This is a genomic window from Pseudomonas sp. MOIL14HWK12:I2 (genome assembly GCF_000510745.1).
Taxonomy (GTDB): domain Bacteria; phylum Pseudomonadota; class Gammaproteobacteria; order Pseudomonadales; family Pseudomonadaceae; genus Chryseomonas; species Chryseomonas oryzihabitans.
The window spans coordinates 678,375-695,911 of record NZ_KI783313.1 but is presented as its reverse complement, the minus strand read 5'-3'; the positions used below and the strand labels follow the sequence as shown (position 1 = coordinate 695,911).

16 protein-coding genes are annotated in these 17,537 nt (G+C 67.4%); 3 read left to right on the top strand and 13 right to left on the bottom strand.

Going from position 1 to position 17,537, the window contains the following annotated elements; all coding sequences use genetic code 11:
* Positions 1-16 precede the first annotated feature (16 nt).
* Complete coding sequence (locus PSK12I2_RS24175; protein ID WP_037007863.1) at positions 17-925, bottom strand: LysR family transcriptional regulator; 909 nt, start codon at positions 923-925, stop codon at positions 17-19.
* A gap of 103 nt (positions 926-1,028) precedes the next feature.
* On the opposite strand from PSK12I2_RS24175, the gene PSK12I2_RS0119510 reads away from it, so the two are divergent.
* On the top strand, positions 1,029-2,555 hold the full coding sequence (locus PSK12I2_RS0119510; RefSeq protein ID WP_027599709.1) for an NADH-quinone oxidoreductase subunit L: 1,527 nt from the start codon (positions 1,029-1,031) through the stop codon (positions 2,553-2,555).
* Positions 2,552-4,999 carry a YbcC family protein gene (locus PSK12I2_RS0119505; RefSeq protein ID WP_027599708.1) on the top strand — a complete coding sequence of 816 codons (2,448 nt, stop codon included), beginning with the start codon at positions 2,552-2,554 and terminating at the stop codon, positions 4,997-4,999. Before PSK12I2_RS0119510 ends, PSK12I2_RS0119505 begins: the two co-directional genes overlap by 4 nt.
* Before the next feature lie 78 nt (positions 5,000-5,077).
* On the opposite strand, the gene PSK12I2_RS0119500 is transcribed toward PSK12I2_RS0119505, so the two are convergent.
* From PSK12I2_RS0119500 to PSK12I2_RS0119490, 3 genes are all read right to left on the bottom strand, one after another.
* Positions 5,078-5,494, bottom strand: coding sequence for an NUDIX domain-containing protein (locus tag PSK12I2_RS0119500; protein WP_027599707.1), 417 nt, complete (start codon positions 5,492-5,494; stop codon positions 5,078-5,080).
* A gap of 119 nt (positions 5,495-5,613) precedes the next feature.
* Positions 5,614-5,829, bottom strand: a complete 216-nt coding sequence (locus tag PSK12I2_RS0119495) for a hypothetical protein (protein WP_027599706.1) — start codon at positions 5,827-5,829, stop codon at positions 5,614-5,616.
* 210 nt (positions 5,830-6,039) lie between these two features.
* On the bottom strand, positions 6,040-7,194 hold the full coding sequence (locus tag PSK12I2_RS0119490; RefSeq protein ID WP_027599705.1) for an epoxide hydrolase family protein: 1,155 nt from the start codon (positions 7,192-7,194) through the stop codon (positions 6,040-6,042).
* Positions 7,195-7,282: 88 nt separating this feature from the next.
* Here PSK12I2_RS0119490 and PSK12I2_RS0119485 point away from each other — a divergent pair, with 88 nt between their 5' ends.
* Positions 7,283-7,891, top strand: a complete 609-nt coding sequence (locus tag PSK12I2_RS0119485) for a TetR/AcrR family transcriptional regulator (protein WP_027599704.1) — start codon at positions 7,283-7,285, stop codon at positions 7,889-7,891.
* 93 nt (positions 7,892-7,984) lie between these two features.
* Here PSK12I2_RS0119485 and PSK12I2_RS0119480 read toward each other — a convergent pair whose 3' ends face one another.
* The 9 genes from PSK12I2_RS0119480 to PSK12I2_RS0119440 all read right to left on the bottom strand — a co-directional run bounded on the left by PSK12I2_RS0119480 (position 7,985) and on the right by PSK12I2_RS0119440 (position 17,537).
* Entirely contained in the window at positions 7,985-8,692 is a 708-nt protein-coding gene (locus tag PSK12I2_RS0119480; protein WP_027599703.1) for a FadR/GntR family transcriptional regulator, read from the bottom strand.
* Between the two features lie 64 nt (positions 8,693-8,756).
* Complete coding sequence (locus tag PSK12I2_RS0119475; RefSeq protein WP_027599702.1) at positions 8,757-9,095, bottom strand: L-rhamnose mutarotase; 339 nt, start codon at positions 9,093-9,095, stop codon at positions 8,757-8,759.
* A 29-nt stretch (positions 9,096-9,124) separates the two neighbouring features.
* Entirely contained in the window at positions 9,125-10,135 is a 1,011-nt protein-coding gene (locus tag PSK12I2_RS0119470) for a zinc-binding alcohol dehydrogenase family protein (protein WP_027599701.1), read from the bottom strand.
* 112 nt (positions 10,136-10,247) lie between these two features.
* Complete coding sequence (locus tag PSK12I2_RS0119465; RefSeq protein WP_027599700.1) at positions 10,248-11,264, bottom strand: aldo/keto reductase; 1,017 nt, start codon at positions 11,262-11,264, stop codon at positions 10,248-10,250.
* Positions 11,265-11,278: 14 nt separating this feature from the next.
* Positions 11,279-12,223, bottom strand: coding sequence for an ABC transporter substrate-binding protein (locus PSK12I2_RS0119460; protein ID WP_027599699.1), 945 nt, complete (start codon positions 12,221-12,223; stop codon positions 11,279-11,281).
* A gap of 30 nt (positions 12,224-12,253) precedes the next feature.
* Positions 12,254-13,240 carry an ABC transporter permease gene (locus PSK12I2_RS0119455; RefSeq protein WP_027599698.1) on the bottom strand — a complete coding sequence of 329 codons (987 nt, stop codon included), beginning with the start codon at positions 13,238-13,240 and terminating at the stop codon, positions 12,254-12,256.
* A 37-nt stretch (positions 13,241-13,277) separates the two neighbouring features.
* A complete protein-coding gene (locus PSK12I2_RS0119450; protein WP_027599697.1) occupies positions 13,278-14,828 on the bottom strand; it encodes a sugar ABC transporter ATP-binding protein in 1,551 nt (516 codons plus the stop codon).
* A gap of 354 nt (positions 14,829-15,182) precedes the next feature.
* Positions 15,183-16,418, bottom strand: a complete 1,236-nt coding sequence (locus PSK12I2_RS0119445) for a nucleoside permease (protein WP_037007855.1) — start codon at positions 16,416-16,418, stop codon at positions 15,183-15,185.
* A gap of 48 nt (positions 16,419-16,466) precedes the next feature.
* Complete coding sequence (locus PSK12I2_RS0119440) at positions 16,467-17,537, bottom strand: sugar phosphate isomerase/epimerase (protein WP_027599695.1); 1,071 nt, start codon at positions 17,535-17,537, stop codon at positions 16,467-16,469.

The following is a 17,537-nucleotide window of genomic DNA, read 5'->3' as shown; positions in this document are numbered from 1 at the left end:
ATCTCGTTAACCGGGATCAAAGCGCCTCTGGCGCTGAGGCGGCATCCGGCACCCCTGGCTGCCCCAGCAACTCCTCCAGAATGCTCAGCCTGAACTGCCGCTGCAGGGTCACCGCATAGAAGCGCTCGGCGATTTCGGGCACCTCGGCGTAGAGCTGCAGCGCGCCGCTGCGCAGTTCGTCCTGGACCACCACGGCGGGCAGCAGGGCCATGTCGCCGGAGTCGCGGGCGAGCAGGCGCAGCAAGGCCATGTCGTCGACCTCCGCGCAGATGCGGGGCGTCAGCCCCTGGCCGCTGCAATAGACGTCGAACTGGCTGCGCACGTCGCTGCTGCGACCGGGCACGATCAGGCGGGCCTGTTGCAGGTCGCGGTGGAGATCGAAGGGGCGACTGTCCTGGCGCGGCGGGCCGATCAGGCACACCGGCTGGCGATGCAGCAGGCGGCATTGCCAGGTGCGCTGGCTGTCGGCGCTCACCGCCTGGTTGGTCAGCACCACGTCCAGCTTGTGCAGCGCCAGGCGCTCCAGCAGTTCGTCCACGCTGCCGGACTCGAGGGTCAGCACCAGGTCTTCACGACCGAGGAAGGGGCGCAGCAGGTTCTCCTGGAAGTTGCGCGAGAGGGTCGCCACGGAGCCGATGCGCAGCGTCTGGTTGGCTTCCTGGGTGTTCTGCAGGGTGTCCTGCAACTCGCTGCCCAGGGCGAAGATGGTCTCGGCGTAGTCCAGCACTAGCTGCCCTGCTTCGGTCAGCCGCAGGCTGCGTCCGGAGCGGATGAACAGGGGGTGGCCGAGCTGATCCTCCAGCACGCGGATCTGGGTGGAGAGGGCGGACTGGGAGACATGCAGCGCCTCGGCGGCGCGGGTGAGATTGCCTTCCTTGGCCACGGCCCAGAAGTAGTGCAGGTGGTGAAAATTGAGGCGGCGCATGCTTCGTTCTTCAAAAGTGAACGTTAGGTTCTGATCAATCTATTTTAAATAATTCGTACACATCCTGAAACTATCGGTATCTGGTGTTCATGGAGTGTGCGCGATGTCTAGCCTGCCGTTTTCCCTGGCTCCCCTGTTGCCCTGGGTCTATGCCCTGGCGCTGTTGCCCGCAACCGTCCTCGCTTCACCCAGCCGACTCTGGCTACCCGCACGGGTCGCGGGTTATCTGGGCGTCTTCCTGGTGCTGGCGGCCTGGCTGCAGGCGCTCCACGACACCCGGCACCCCGACCGCCTGGGTCTGGCGATGGCCGGACTGGTTAGCCTGCTGGCGCTGGTGATCATCGAGTATTCCCGGCGCTATCTGGAGGGGGAGGCCGGGCAGCGGCGCTATGTGCTCGCGCTGCTGGGCACCCTGGCGGCGGTGGCCACGGTGGTCACCAGCGGCAACCTCGTGCTGGTGGCAGGTGCCTGGATCCTGTCCAGTCTGTGCCTGCATCTATTGCTGACCTTCTACCGCGAACGCCCCCAGGCGGTCGTCGCAGCCCACAAGAAATTCCTCGCCAGCCGCCTGGCTGATATCAGTCTGCTGCTGGCGACCCTGCTGCTGGTGCAGGCCGGCGGGAGCAGCCAGATTTCGCTGATCCTCACCACCGTGACCGCCCAGGTGCAGGCGGGGGGACCGCTCGGCTGGGAATGGCAGGGCGCGGCGCTGCTGCTGGCGCTGACGGTGATCCTCAAATCGGCGCAGTTGCCGGTGCATGGCTGGCTGATCCAGGTGATGGAGGCGCCCACGCCGGTCTCGGCCCTGCTGCATGCCGGGGTGGTCAACCTGGGCGGCTTCGTGCTGCTGCGCTTCGCCCCGCTGTTTTCCGCCGCGGTGCCGGCGCAGAGCCTGCTGGTGCTCATTGGCGGCCTGACCGCGGTCCTGGCCGCGCTGGTGATGATGACCCGGATCAGCATCAAGGTCCGCCTGGCCTGGTCGACCTGCGCGCAGATGGGCCTGATGCTGCTGGAATGCGGGCTCGGTCTGTACGAACTGGCGCTGGTGCACCTGCTGTCCCACTCGCTCTACAAGGCCCATGCCTTCCTCGCCGCCGGCGAGACGGTAGCCCACGCCCGCCAGCATGCCCTGCAGCCGCCGGCACCCACGCTCGAACTGGGCGGCCTGCTGCGGGCGCTACTGGCAGCTGCGCTGGCGCTGCTCCTGTTGCAAGGCCTTTGGGGCTGGCTGCTGCCCAGCCATGAGCTGCCCCTGGTGGCTCTGACGCTATTGGCGATCGGCCTGGCGCCCTGGTGCCTGCGCCGCGACCAGCCCGCCCATGGCCTGCTCATGTTCGGCCTGCTGCTCGGCGCTTACCTGCTGTGGCATCAGGCGGCCGGCTGGCTGCTCGACCAGCACCTCGCCACGGCGCCGCTGCCACTGACCGTGGTGGCCATGGCCATGCTGGTCGGCCTTTACCTGGTGCAGGGCCTGCTGCTGGCCCGGCCGCACGGCGCCCTGGCGCAACGGCTCTATTCCCTGGCTTTTGCCGGTTTCTACCTGGACGAGCACTTCACCCGCCTGACCTTTCGCCTGTGGCCGGCGCGTGCGCCCCAGCCCCTGAACGCAACCCTTGGAGACCGCGCATGACCGTCCTCGAAACACTTCCCAGCCTTGAGCACCAGGCCCTGCATGAGGCCGCCCGGCAGGCCTGTGCGCGCATCGCACCGACCTGGCCGCTGGATCGCATGATCGCTGTGAACCCGCTGTGGGAGCGGCGCGACCAGGCCTGGCAGGCCGTGGCCGCGCAACTCTGGCAACGGGCAGGCAGCCGCCTGACCCTGGAAGCGGGCGACTATCGCCAGGCCTGGCGGGAGGGGCGTATCGCCGAGCGTCATCTACAGCAGGCGCTGGCCGAGCAGGGGACGTCCGGCAAGCCGACCTGGCTACTGGAGGCGTTGGACGCTCCCGCCGAGGTCGGGCAAGGGTTGCCGCTGCTGGAAGATCTGGCCGAGCCAGGGATCCCGCTCCCGGGCTGGCCGGCGCTGATCACCCACCAGATCGGCCAGAGTTGCGCGGCCTGGTTCGATCACGAACAGGCGGATTGGCGTCCGTCAGACGGTGGCGGGCTCTATCAGACCTGGCGCGCCAGCCTGCTGGCTGACCGGGGCTTGAGCGTACTCAGCGGTTGTCGCGAGCTGCACCAGCGGATCGCCGAATTGCCGGCACTACCCGAGGCGGCCCTGGAGGCGGCGGTCGACCGCCTGGGGCTGCCGGCATCAGACTGGGCCGCCTGGTTCGACTGCCTGCTGCTGCGCAACTTGGGCTGGGCCTCCTGGTGCGCCTATCGGCGCTGGGAGGCCCGGCTACAGGGAGAGGACGACCGCACGCTGCTGGAGTTGCTGGCCATTCGCGCGGCCTGGGAGTGGCTGGTGGATGATCGGCGGCGCGATGCCGACAGTCGTTGGCAGTGCTGGCGGGCGGCTTGGGAGGAGGGCTTGCAGCGGATGCCTTCGGCCAATTGGCAGGCCCTGCAGCTGTGGCAGCGCGCCGACGAGCTGGCCTGGCAGGAGCACCTGCAGCAGGCGCTGTGCCACAGCGTACCGGCGGCCTTGCCCCCGGTGCCACTGGCCAAGCTGTTCTTTTGTATCGACGTCCGCTCCGAGCCCCTCAGGCGCGCCCTGGAGCAGACCTGCCCGGCCTTGGAAACCGGCGGTTTCGCCGGCTTCTTCGGGCTGCCCATCGCCTTTACCCCGCTGGGTACCGGTGCCACGCGCCCGCAACTGCCGGGCCTGCTCGCGCCGCAACTGCAGGTCAGCGAGGGCAGTGGCGATGCCATACGGGATCGGCAATTGGCACAGGTGCGTCAAGATCGTCTGGCGCGGCTGGGTCGCTGGCGGCTGTTCGAGCGGCTGCCGGCCTCGACCTTCACCCTGGTGGAAAGCGTCGGGCTGGGCTATGCCGGGGCGCTGTTGGGACGGACCTATGGCCTGGCCGGTGGCGCGTCTTCGCCCGAACTCAGCGCCTGGCGCCGCCATGAGCGGCAACAGCTGCAACCACAGCTACCGGAGATGTCACAGTTGCAGCGGGTCGAGCTGGCCGGGCGGATCCTCAAGGCCATGGGCCTGAACGGACCGGTGCCGCCCCTGCTGGTGCTGCTCGGCCATGGCAGCCAGAGCGCCAACAACCCTCAGGCGGCGGGTCTGGATTGCGGCGCCTGCTGTGGTCAGAGCGGCGAGATCAATGCGCGGCTGCTGGCCGGCCTGCTCAACGATGCCCAGGTGCGCGCCGGGCTGCGGGTGCGCGGACTCGACCTGCCGCCGCACTGCCAGGTACTGGCCGGGCTGCACAACACCACGACGGATGAGGTGCAGGTCTTCGGGTGCGAGTCGCTTCCGGCAGAGCTCCAGCCCAGCTGGCAGCGCCTGCGGCTGGCACTGGACAGCGCCAGCGCCGAGGTGCGGCGGCAGCGGGCGGGCAAACTGGGCCTGGCGCCGCTGCCGCCGCAGCCGGAAAGATTGCTCGGCCAGCTGCGCCGGCGGGCCCGTGACTGGGCGCAGACCCGGCCGGAATGGGGCCTCGCCGGCAATGCCGCCTTCATCGCCGCACCGCGGGCGCGCACCCGCGCGGTGGACCTGGAGGGCCGCGCCTTCCTGCACGACTACGACTGGCGGCAGGACCAAGAGGGCAAGGTGCTGGAGCTGATCATGACGGCGCCCATGGTGGTGGCGCACTGGATCAACCTGCAGTACTTCACCTCGACCACCGACAACCTGCGCTTCGGCAGCGGCAACAAGTTGCTGCACAACGTGGTGGGCGGCCATATCGGCGTGTTCGAAGGCAACGGCGGCGACCTGCGCACCGGTCTGGCGCGCCAGTCGCTGCACGACGGCCAGCAATGGATGCACCGGCCGCTACGCCTGCACGTGGTGATCGAGGCACCGCGCGCGATGATCGACCAGGTGATCGCCAACCACGCCGTCGTGCGCGATCTGGTGCGCAACGGCTGGCTGCACCTGCTGCGTCTGTATGGCCTGCCGGCCTGCCTCGAGCTGCGCACGGCCGGGGGGTGGCAGCCGTTGCCCAGAGTCTGACGCTTGCCGGCGCCAGGCTACCCGAAGTTTCAAGCGGCCTGGCAGCTGCATCCGAGACCGAGGGGGCAGGGCCCCTTGCTAAGAGGTCAGCAGTTGCCGCCTCAGCAGGGGAAGGATCACGTCGCGAGTCAGGGGCGCCAGCGGCAGATCGCCGGGTTCGTCCACGGCTACCCACACCGCGTCTTCGATCTCGGCGGCAGGCACCGCCTGGTCCCACGCGCGCAGGGCGACCTGATACAGCGCGCAATCGACCCTGAACCCGGGTTCGTTGGCGGCGGGCGCCAGATAATTGCCGAGAAAGGTCGCAGCCTCTGCGGTGATGACCAGACCGAGCTCTTCCTGCAGTTCGCGGATCAGGGCTTCCAAGGGTTGCTCCCCCGGATCCACCTTGCCGCCCGGTTGCATGAAGGCGGTGGTGCCACCCTTGCGCACCAGCAGCAGCTGCCGGCGTTCGTTCAGGAGGATGGCAGCGGCGATGTGGAGGGTAGGGGTCAAGGCATACGTCCCGGTAAGCGTGGGCGGATCACCCTGCAGTGAAGCGAGCGAAAAGGCAATCTCGGCGGTCCTGGCTACGCCTGGTCATGAGGGCGCGTGGCGGCCGTCGAAGATCTGTTTCAGCGATCGCTGTGCAGCGCATAGCCATTGAACCCTGCCGCGAACAGCAGGGCGCCCCAGAGGAAGAGGTCCGTCTGCAGGAATTCGCGCTTTATCGAAGCGAACTTGATGCCGCGTTGCAGGGAAAGGGAAGGATCGATTAGCCACCCCAGAAGCACGGCCGCCAGGCCCAGTATCATGGCGATAGCGCCGATGCTTTTCAGGACGTGCCTCACCTTGGTAACCCTCTGCGCGAAAACGGCATTCAGCGAATGATCGCCCGGGGGTCAAGGGTATCGAGCGGTAAAGGGCCGCGTGTAAAACTTCCTGAACGCTTGTAAACAAGTGTTAAAGCGCGGCCCCGGCCTACCATCAGCTAGGCGCTCACCAAGCGGCCCGGGGCCTTTGATCCAGGCGGCTACTGCGCTGCCTCGGGTAGGGCGCCCTCAACGCAGCATCCGAAAGGTCTCCCGCAGATCCGCCACGAATTGCTCCGGATTCTCCATCGCTGCGAAGTGTCCGCCGTGATCGGCCTCGCCAAAGAACCGCAAATCGGCGAAGCGCCGCTCGGCCCAGCGGCGGGACAGCCGCAGCTGCTCGCCGGGGAACATACTGACGCCCGCGGGTAGGGGAAGCGGCGCGCTGGGCATGCCGTTCGCCATCTCGCGCATGGCCTCCCAGTAGAAGCGCGCCGAACTGGCGCCGGCATTGGGCAGCCAGTAGAGCATGATGTCATCGAGTAGATGATCCAGCGCCAGGACGCGCTCGGGCTCGCCCGCGCTGTCCGAGACGTCCTGGAACAGGGCGTAGATCCAGGCCGCCAGGCCTACGGGCGAATCGGCCAGGGCGAAGGCCACCGATTGCGGGCGGGTCGTATGCAGCTTCATGTAGCCCGAGTATTGGCGTTCATAGCGTGCGGCGTCGGTGAGCATCTTCTGCTCGGCCGGCGTGGCCTCGGCCACCTCCTGCGCGGTGGGCTGGAACATCACCATGTTCAGGTGCACGCCGGCCAGGCCAGTCGGGCGCATATGGGCCAGGGCCGTGGTCACCGCGGCGCCCCAGTCGCCGCCCTGGGCCAGCCAGTGATCGCCATAGCCGAGTCGGCGCATGAGTTCGATCCAGGCCTGGGCAGTGCTGCCCACTCCCCAGCCGGGTTCGCTCGGCTGGTCCGAGAAGCCGAAACCGGGCAATGCGGGAATGACCAGGTGAAAGGCGTCAGCGGACTTTCCACCATAGGCTACCGGGTCGGTGAGCGGACCTATCACCTCGCGAAACTCCAGCACCGAGCCCGGCCAGCCATGGGTGAGCAGCAGTGGCGTGGCCGCCGGTTCGGCGGAGCGCACATGCAGGAAGTGGATGCCGAGGCCATCGATCTCGGTGCGGCTGCTGCCCCAGCCGTTCAGCAGGGCCTCGGCTGCCCGCCAGTCGTATTCGCCGCGCCAGCGCTCCACCAGCGCTTGCAGGCGCGCAAGCTGCGGCCCCTGGCTGCCGTCGTGGACCGTCTCGCGATCAGGCCAGCGCGTGAGTCTGAGTCGTGCCACCAGCTCGTCGAGCTGGCTTTGCGGGACGTCGATGGGAAAAGGCTGGATGGACGCTGTCATGACTGGCCTCGAGACGGAAAAGCGAATTCAGATAACTGAACGTTATCGTTCAGTTTACAGCCTCTGTCAATCCGCCTAAGGTTCGCCCATGAACGAGATAACCAAACCCCGCGGCGGACGGCCGCGCCGCGAAGAAGCGGGCGATGTCGATCGCCGCCTGCTGGACGCTGCCTTCGAACTCTTCCTCACCCAGGGCTTTGCCGGGACCTCCTGCGAGGCGGTGGCGCGACAGGCCGGAGCGGGCAAGGCCAGCCTCTATGCACGCTTTGCCAACAAGGATCAGCTGTTCGAAGCGGTGATCCGCCGTCATTCGGGAACCCTGCCGCAGATCGAGCCCTTGCCCTCCGGCTTGCCGCTCGCGGAGCGCCTGCGACTGGCCGGGCAGGACATGCTGGAGCACGCTTCACGGCCGGAGACGCTGGCGATGATGCGACTGGTGATTGCCACGGCCGATCGCTTTCCAGCGGTGGCAGCCGAGGCGACCCGGATTGGTTGGGAGGCAGGGCGCCTGCGGGTGCGGCAGGCCATCGAGGCGGGCCCAGACCAGCCGGATAACGTCGCGCGCCTGCTCGAGGGGTTCATCGATCTGGTCTTCGCGCCGCATCAGTTGCGGGCGCTGCTGGGTGACGATCCTCGGGAATTAGAGGCCCAGGCCGCGCAGCGGATCGAGCGGGCGATCCGCCTGCTACTGGGCTGAAAGGGTCTGGCGGCCTATCGCTGGAAGGCTTCAGCGGCGAGCCACCCCGTCCGCGCCTGTCGCCCTCACTCCTCACTCCTCACTCCTCACTCCTCACTCCTCGCTGGACGCGAACCCCTCCAGCCAGCGCGCTTCCGAGCAGAGCAGGTGGTGGCGCATGGCGGTCTGGGCGCCGATCAGGTCGCGGGCTTCCACGGCGCGCAGGATGGCCTCGTGCTCGGCCACGGCGACGCCCCAGGTCTTCTGGCTTTCGGTCTGCTCGGCGACATGGGTGGAGATGGGGCTGTGGCGCTCGTCGAACAGCGAGGTAATGATGCGCACCAGCGTGGAGTTGCCGCTCATCCGGGCCAGCCGGCAGTGGAACTTGCGATCGTCCTCCATGGGCGACAGCCCCTGGGCGATCTTGTCGCTCATGTTCTGGATGCACTTCGCCAGGTAGCGGTAGTCGGCCTTGCCACCCAGGGAGCAGGCCAGCACGATGGCCGCGCCTTCGATGATCGCCCGGGCATGCATTAGCTCCGAAGGACTCTCGCCGAGGGTGGAGGTCCGCGCGCCGTTGTTCAGCAGGGCCGCGTTCACATAGATGCCGGAGCCCTGGCGAACCTCGATGCTGCCTTCGATTTCCAGGGCGATCAGGGCTTCGCGCAGCGACGGCCGGGAGACGCCCAGCAACTGCGCCAGGTCGCGCTCCGGGGGCAGGCGGGTGCCGGCTTCGATGGCGCCCTCGCGGATGTGCTGGCGCAGGCGGTCCGCGATCTTCTGGTAGAGCTTTCTTTCGGTGGTGGCAGTGGGCAGCGTCATCGATGAAACCTGCATCTTCAAGGGCTTCAGTATCTCATGGGCTACCCGGATCGGCGCCAGCGACCTAGGGCAGGGCCGCCAGCTCGAACAGCGGGGTCGCCAGCTGCCACTTTTCCGATCCCGCCTCCGGCGAGGACAGCTGATAGCGCGCCATCAGGGTTTCCCATTCCTGGACCTTCGGATTGCGCTGTTCCAGCTCCTGCATGCGGGCGAAGGAGAAGTCCGGCCCCGCCTCGAGCAGCATGGTCAGGCAGCAGCCGAGGCGCCAAATGGTCATGTTGGCGACGCCGGCTTCGCGCAGATGGGCGATGACCTCGGGCCAGACCGCCGCGTGCTGGCGTTCGTATTCGGCGATGAGTTCGGGGTCGTCCCGCAGGTCCAGCAACAGGCAGTAGCGTGTCATGGTCTCGCTCCTCGGCCAGGTCAGGCCCGTTAGATTTCGACGATGGCTTTGACGACACCGCGGGCCGGGTCCAGCAGCTCGGCGAAGCGGGTGGGCAACTCGGCCAGTTGCAGGCGATGGGTATTGAGCGCCTGGTCCGGGATCAGGCCTTCGCGCAGGCAGCGCTCGACGTGCTGGAAGTCCTCGGCGGTGGCGTTGCGACTGCCGAGCAGGGTGGTCTCGCGCTTGTGGAATTCGGGGTCGGCGAAGCGGATGTGGTCCTTGACCACCGAGATCAGCACATAGCTGCCGGCATGGGCGACGAATTCGAAACCCCGCTCGATGGCGCGGGCGTTGCCGGTGGCGTCGAACACCACATCGAAGAAGTCGCCATCGGTCAGCCGCGCCAGTTCGTCCTTGTCGCCGTCACCGACGGTGACCGTGGCGGCGACCTTCAAATGCTGGCGACAGAACGCCAGGCGATCGGTGCGGGTGTCGAGGACGGTGACCTGGGCCCCGGCGATACCGGCGAAGATGGCCGCGGCCATGCCGATGGGACCGGCGCCCACCACCAGCACGCGCTGGGCCTGGCCCAGGCCCGAGCGGCGCACGGCATGGGCGCCGATGGCGAGAAATTCCACCATGGCCGCCTGGTCGAGGCTGAGGCCCTCGGCCTTGAAGACGAAGCGGTCGGGCAGGCTGAGGTATTCGGTGAGGGCGCCGTCGCGATGCACGCCCAGGACCGCGATCCTGGTGCAGCAGTTGGTCTTGCCCTGGCGGCAGGCGATGCACTGGCCGCAGGACAGATAGGGCACCACGTAGACGACGTCTCCCGCCTGCAGGCGCCCGCTGTCGTCGGTTTCCTCGACGACGCCGGAAATCTCGTGGCCCATCACCCGTGGGTATTCCAGATAGGGCTGGTTGCCTTCGTAGATGTGCAGGTCGGTGCCGCAAACGCCGACCCGGCGGATGCGGATCAGGGTTTCGCCTTCGCCTCGGGCGGGCTTGGGCGTATCGCGCGAGACCAGCAGGCCGGGTTTTTCACAGATGACGGTCAGCATAGGAAGACTCCGCATCGCATCGGGATGCACGTTGGATTCAGGGCCGGGCGCTCGTTGGGAATGGCAGCGAGCGTCCGTCGCCACAGAGGCGGGTGGAAAGGGCGGTGCGGCTTCATGCCGGGGCTCCCGCCACGGGAGCGTCGGCGTCCAGCAGGCCGCGCTGCTTGAGGGTGCTCCAGAACTCCGCCGGAATGGGCGTCTGCAGCCAGGCCAGGTTGTTGGCGACCTGCTCGGCGCTGCGTGCGCCGATGACTGCCGAGGCGACCGCCGGATGGGCCAGGGGAAATTGCAGGGCCGCGGCGGCCAGGGGGATCGCGAAGTCGCGGCAGACCTCCTGCAGCGCCCGCACCTTGGCGACCACCGCCAGCGGCACGGCGCCATAGTCGAAGTGCTGGCCACCGGCGAGGATCCCGGAGTTGAACACTCCGCCGGCGACGATGGCGTGGCCCTGGGTCCGACAGCGATCGAGCAGGAGCTTCAGGCTTTCCTGTTCCAGCAGGGTGTAGCGACCGGCTAGCAGGGTGCAGTCCAGCGGGCACTCCCTGAGGCTGTCGACCACCACCTCCCATTCGTTGACGCCGAGGCCGATGGCCTGGATCTGGCCACTGCTGCGCAGCTCTTCCAGGGCGCGGAAACCGCCGCCCCGGGTCAGCGCCTGCCAGTGGAGGTCGTGCCGCTCGCCGTGGGTGCGGCGGCCGATGTCGTGTACATAGAGGATGTCGATCCGCGCCAGCCCCAGTCGCTGCAGGCTGTCTTCGTGGGACCTCAGGATGGCGTCGTAGCGGTAGTCGTAGACCGGCTTGAAGGGCAGCGGCCGTTCCCAGCCGTCGCCGTTGGCGCGCTCGCTGCCATTGGGCGCGAGCAGCCGGCCCACCTTGCTGCTGAGCACGAAGTCATCCCGTGGCTGTTCGTCGAGAAAGGCACCGAGGCGATGCTCCGAGCGGCCATAGCCATAGAAGGGCGCCGTGTCGAAATAGCGGATGCCCTGCTGCCAGGCGCCGGCCAGGGTGTCGACGGCCTGCTGCAGCGGCATGTCCCGGTACAGCCCGCCCAGCTGGGAGCAACCGAGCCCCAGCACCGGCAGGGCCAGCGGGCTTTTCGCCAGGGGACGCCGTTCGGAGAGATTCATCGCCAGGCCTCCGCTCAATAGAGCACGTTGCGTGCGTCAGGGCTGTCCAGGTTGGCCTTGTCGATGAGCAGGACGCCGGTGTCGATGAACTTGGGCACCTTCTGCTTCTCGATGACCTTGATCACCGTGGCGACCGATTCCAGGCCCATGCGATAGGAACTCTGCACCACGATGGCGTCCAGGGTGCCGTCGCGGACGAAGCCCTGCAGGTCTTCGTTGCCGTCGAAGCCGATGGCCTGCAGCTTGCCGGCCTTGCCGGACTGGGCGATGGCCCGCGCCATGCCGACCGCGGTGGGTTCGTTGGCGCCGTAGATGCCCTTGAGGTCGGGATTGGAGGCCAGGACGTCGGTGGTCTGGTTGAGGGCGTTGGCCATCTGCGACTGGGAATAGAAGGGGCCCACCACGGTCAGCTGCGAATGCTGCTCCAGGTACTTGCGGAAGCCGCCGACCCGGCCCACTTCCGAACCGGTGCCCGGCACATAGGACATGATGGCGATCTTGCCGGTCTTGCCGACCTTTTCGATCATGCGCTGGGCGGACAGCTCGCCGGCCTTGTTGTTGTCGGTGGAGAGAAAGGACTGGTAGTAGGGCGCGCCGCTTTCCGCCACCGAGGAGTCGATCAGCACCACCGGGATATGGGCTTCCCAGGCCTGCTTGATGGCCGGGACCAGGGCATCGGGGTCGGACGGCGCCAGCACGATGCCCGAGACGCCACGGTTGACCGCGTTGACCACCATGTTCACCTCGTCCGCGATCGCCGATTCCGACGCCGGTCCCTGGAAGGTGACCTTGTAGTTGGCGTGCTGTTTGGCCGTTTCCTGCACGCCCTTCTGCACGTTCTGCCAGTAGTTGGAGTTGGCACTCTTGACGATGACGGCGATCTCGCCGTTACCGGCCAGCGCCAGGGAGGTCGCGGCGGAGAGGGCGACACCCAGGACCACTTTCTTGAAGTTTTTCATCGGTCGTTCCTTGTTGTTGTTATCGAGGGTTCACTTCTTGCGGTTGCGGAGCTGGTCGATACAGACGGTCAGCAGGATCACCAGGCCGATGATGATCTGCTGGGTGAAGCTGGAGACGCCGAGCATGTTGAGGCCGTTGCGCAAGACGCCGATGGTGAAGGCGCCGATCAGGGTGCCCGACACGCTGCCGATGCCACCGGAAAGGGAGGTGCCGCCGATCACCGCGCTGGCGATGGCGTCCAGTTCGTACATCACCCCTTCGTTGGGCTGGGCGGTGACCAGGCGTGACATCAGCACCGCGCCGGTCAGGCCCGCCAGCACGCCGGACAGCACATAGGTGAAGAGGGTGACCGCGCGCACCTTGACCCCGGAGAGGCGGGCCGCTTCGGCGTTCGAGCCCACGGCGTAGATGTGGCGACCCAGGCGGGTGCGGCTGAGCACCAGCCACAGGGCGATGGCCAGCACGATCATGATGATCACCGGGTAGGGGATGCCCGGAAAGATCACGTTGGGAAAGCCGTCGTCGCCGATGCGTTCGATGCGCCCCAGGGTGCCGTTGCCGAGCGTGCCGAAGGCGGCGCCGAGGCCGGAGATGGGCTGGGCATCGGTCAGTCGCAGCGCCAGGCCGCGGGCCACCAGCATCATGCCCAGGGTGGCGATGAAGGGCGGCAGCTTGACCAGGGTCACGAACAGCCCGTTGATCGCCCCGCAGATCCCGCCGACGATCAGGCCGACCAGGATGCCCACCTCGATGGACGCGCCGGCCTTGACCGCCATGGCGTTGGCCACGCCGGCCAGGGCTAGCACCGAGCCCACCGAGAGATCGATGCCGCCGGTAATGATCACCGCCGTCGCGCCGAGGCCGAGAAAGGCGATGGAGGTGACCTGCAAGGCCACGCTCATGCCATTGCCCATGGTCAGGAAGGCGCTGCTCATGGAGGAAAACACCGCGATCAGCGCCAGCAGGCTGACCAGGGCGCCAAACTTCTGCAGGAATTCTTTTTGTTTTTCGGTCATTTCTCTGTCTCGCTCGACACGCGTGGGCGAGCTGCCGTCAGTGCGACGTGCAGCCGGAGGCGTAGTGCATGATCTGGTCCTGGGAGGTGGCCCGGGTCTCGACGTCGCCGGTCAGGCGACCTTCGTGAAAGACCAGGATCCGATCGCTCATGCCGAGCAATTCCGGCAGCTCCGAACTGATCAGGACGACCCCGATGCCCTGGGCCGCCAGCTGGTCCATCATTTCGTAGATGGCGTACTTGGCGCCGACGTCGATACCCCGGGTGGGCTCGTCGAAGAACATGATCCGGGCGTCGCGGAACAGCCATTTGCCGATGATGATCTTTTGCTGGTTGCCGCCCGAGAGATAGCGGGTGACCTTGTCGATCGTGGGCGTGCGGATGTCCAGCCGCCGCACGTAGTCCTGGGCGACCCGCGCCTCCTCGCCGAAGCGAATGAACCCCAGCGGCCCGCAGAGGGCGTCCAGATTGGCCAGGGTCAGGTTGTGCGCCAGGGTCATCTTGACCGCCAGGCCGTCCTTCTTGCGGTCCTCGGACAGGTAGGCGATGCCTTCATCGATCCCGTCGCGCGGACTGCGGATGGTGACCGCGCGGCCGTTGATCTCCACCTCGCCGGCATCCAGCCGGTCGGCGCCAAAGATCGCCCGGGCGATCTCGGTGCGGCCGGCGCCCATGAGGCCGGCGAAGCCGAGGATCTCGCCGCGGCGCAGCTCGAAGCTGATGTCCTGGAAGACCCCCTTGCGGGTCAGGCCCCGCGCCCGCAGCAGCACCTCGCCGGTGGGCACGGCGGTGCGCGGCGGGAATTTCTCGTCGAGGGAGCGCCCGACCATGCCTGCTACGATGGCGTCGACACTGGTCTCAGCGAAGCGCTGGGTGGAGACGTAGCGACCGTCGCGCAGGATGGTCACCCGGTCGACGATGTGGCGCATCTCGTCCAGCCGGTGCGAGATGTAGAGCATGCCGACGCCGCGCGCCTTGAGGTCCTGGATGACCTTGAACAGCGCCTGGGTCTCGCTTTCGGTCAGGGAGGAGGTCGGTTCGTCGAGGATGAGTACCCGGGCGTCCAGCGACAGCGCCTTGGCGATCTCCACCATCTGCTGCTGGGCCACCGACAGCTTGGAGACCGGCGCGCGGGGGCTGATGGCCACGCCCAGGCGTGCCAGGCAGGCTTCGGTGTCCGCCTGCATCTTGCGTCTGTCGATCAGGCCGAAGCGCACCGGCTCGCGGGCCAGAAAGATGTTTTCCGCCACCGTGAGGTGGGGCACCAGGTTGAGCTCCTGGTGAATGATGGCGATGCCCACCTGCTCGGCTTCCGACACCGACTTGAACTGCCGCTCTTCGCCCAGGTAGCGGATCCGCCCCTCGTCCGGCGGCTGCTGGCCGCTGACGATCTTCATCAGGGTGGACTTACCGGCGCCGTTCTCGCCGCAGATGGCGTGGACTTCACCCGGGTAGAGGCTGAGGCTGACATCGTTGAGGGCCACGACGCCGGGAAAGCGCTTGGAGATGTTTTCGAGCGTCAGACAGGGCGCGGGCGCAGCCGGTACGGGGCCGCCACCTTCGCCGCGGGGCGATGGGGTATCCAGCATGGTGCTCTCTCTTGTTGTTGTTCTAGGGTCGCTGCCCTATGTGAGATCCATGGCAGGGAAAGCTACACCCCAGTCTGGATATCTGGCAAGACCAATTGGATTTTTTCGAATTGGTCTTGCCAGAGTGCGGTCTGATTAGTGAAAGCCTTCTTGCTCAAGGCAGGCGATGGGCGCGGGAGGGGCAGGCGCTCGGGCCAGCGTGGCCTTGCTGCAGAGGAGGGCGCGGGAGGGATAGCCCCAAGGCGCAGACCGGCAGGCGCAGCGCCTGGGCCACGGGTCTAGCTGGATCGTCGGGGAGGAAGGCGCTGATCGGAGGCCCGACCCAAGTCGAGGCGGGCCTCCGATCGCAATGTCCTAGCGCAGGGGCGCAGCCGCCGTGGCGCGTGCCGGGCGGGCGTCGCGGAAGGTGACCAGGAAGGCCAGCAGCACGCCCAGGGAGAACAGCGCCGGGAACAGCCAGATGCCCTGCCAGTCATGGCCGGCGGCGCTGGCGTAGTGGTCCGAGACCATCCCGGCGACCCGGAAGCCGACCAGCATGCCCACGCCATAGGTGGCCAGGGTGATCAGGCCCTGGGCCGCGCTCTTGTTCGCTTCGCCGGCCTTGGCGTCGGTATAGATCTGCCCGGAAACGAAGAAGAAGTCGTAGCAGACACCATGCAGGGCGATGCCCAGCAGCAGGTAGGCGAGGGCGTCACCCTGGGCGCCCAGGGCGAAACAGCCATAGCGCACCGCCCAGGCGAGCATCCCCACCAGCAGGGTGCGCTTGAGGCCGAAGCGGCGGATGAACAGCGGCAGCAGCAGCATGAAACCCACCTCCGACACCTGGCCGAGGGTCATCATGCCGGTGGGATTGGCCACCCCCAGTTCGGCGAGAAAGAGGTTGGCGTTCTGGTAGTAGAAGGCCAGCGGAATGCAGATCAGCACCGAGGCGGCAAAGAACACCGCGAAGCTGCGGTCCTTGAGCAGGCGCAGGGCGTCCAGGCCGAGCATCGCGCCCAGGCCGCCGCGGGTGGCCGGCAGCGGCGCGGTGCGCGGCAGGCTGAAGCTGTAGAGACCGAGGATGAGGGAAGCCGCGGCGCCGAGCAGGAAGGTGTTGCGCAGGGCCCCGGCGGCGATGCCGCTGCGGCTGTCCCAGGCGAAGACGAAGCTGATCGCCAGGCCGGCGGCAATCCAGCCCAGGGTGCCCCAAACCCGGATCTTGGCGAATTGCCGGGCTGGATCGGCCAGGTGGCGGAAGGCCACGGAGTTGGCCAGCGCCAGGGTCGGCATGTAGCAGAGCATGTAGGCCAGCACCAGCGGATAGAAGGTGGTGAAGTCGGCCGCCGCATAGAGCTGGTAGAGCAGCACCGCGCCGGCCAGGTGCAGCAGGCCGAGGATGCGCTCGGCGTTGAAGTAGCGATCGGCGATCAGGCCGATCACGAAGGGTGCCAGGATCGCGCCCCAGGACTGGGTAGCGAAGGCCTGGCCGATCTGGCCGCCGTTGGCGCCCAGGGTATTGCCGAGAAAGGTCGCCAGGGTGACGAACCAGCTGCCCCAGATAAAGAACTGCAGGAACATCAGGGTGCTCAGGCGTAGCGAAAGTGCGTTCATCGTCGATTCCTTGTTGTGGGTTATGTGACGAAAAAACGAGGCGGGTCCTTACTCCAGGCCGAGCATCCGCCGATTGCGCGCCGGGTCGGCGTCGCTGCCGGCGAAGTCGTCGAAGGCGCGGGTGGCCGGCTGGATCAGGTGGCGCTGGATGAAGGGCGCTCCTTCGGCCGCGCCCTGGGCCGCGTCCTTGAGGCAGCACTCCCATTCCAGCACCGCCCAGCCGTCGAAGCCGTACTGGGTGAGCTTGCTGAAGATGGCGCCGAAATCGACCTGGCCATCGCCCAGGGAACGGAAGCGTCCCGGCCGCTCGGCCCAGTCCTGGTAGCCGCCATAGACGCCGCTGCGGGCATCGGGACGGAATTCCGCGTCCTTGACGTGGAACATGCCGATGCGCGCGTGATAGCGGTCGATGAAGCCCAGGTAGTCCAGTTGCTGCAGGACGAAATGGCTGGGGTCATAGAGGATGCGCGCGCGGGGATGGTCGTCCACGGCCGCCAGGAAGCGCTCGAAGGTGGCGCCGTCGTGCAGGTCCTCGCCCGGATGCAATTCGAAGCAGAGGTCGATGCCTTCTTCGCCGTAGACGTCGAGGATGGGACGCCAGCGCCGGGCCAGTTCGGTGAAGCCCTCGTCCACCAGGCCGGCGGGCCGCTGCGGCCAGGGATAGACATAGGGCCAGAGCAGGGCACCGGAAAAGCTCGCCACCGCCTTGAGACCGAGGCGGCGACTGGCCTTGGCGGCCAGCTTGAGCTGCTTGACCGCCCAGGCCTGGCGCTCCTCCGGACGACCGCGCAGCGCCGGCGGGGCGAAGCCGTCGAAGGCCTCGCTGAAGGCCGGATGCACGGCCACCAGTTGCCCCTGCAGGTGGGTGGAGAGTTCGCTGATGGCCACCCCGGCGTCGGCGCACTGCCCGAGCAGTTCGTCGCAGTAGTCCTGGCTGGCGGCGGCGCGTTCCAGATTCGGGCACTGCGGGCCCAGCGTCGGCAGCTGGATGCCGCGGTAGCCGAGGTCCGCCGCCCAGCGTGCCAGGTTGGGCAGGGTGTCGAAGGGCGGCTTGTCGTCGAGAAACTGGGCGAGAAAGATCGCCGGGCCCTTGAGGCCGTGACGAGCGTTGGCGGCCAT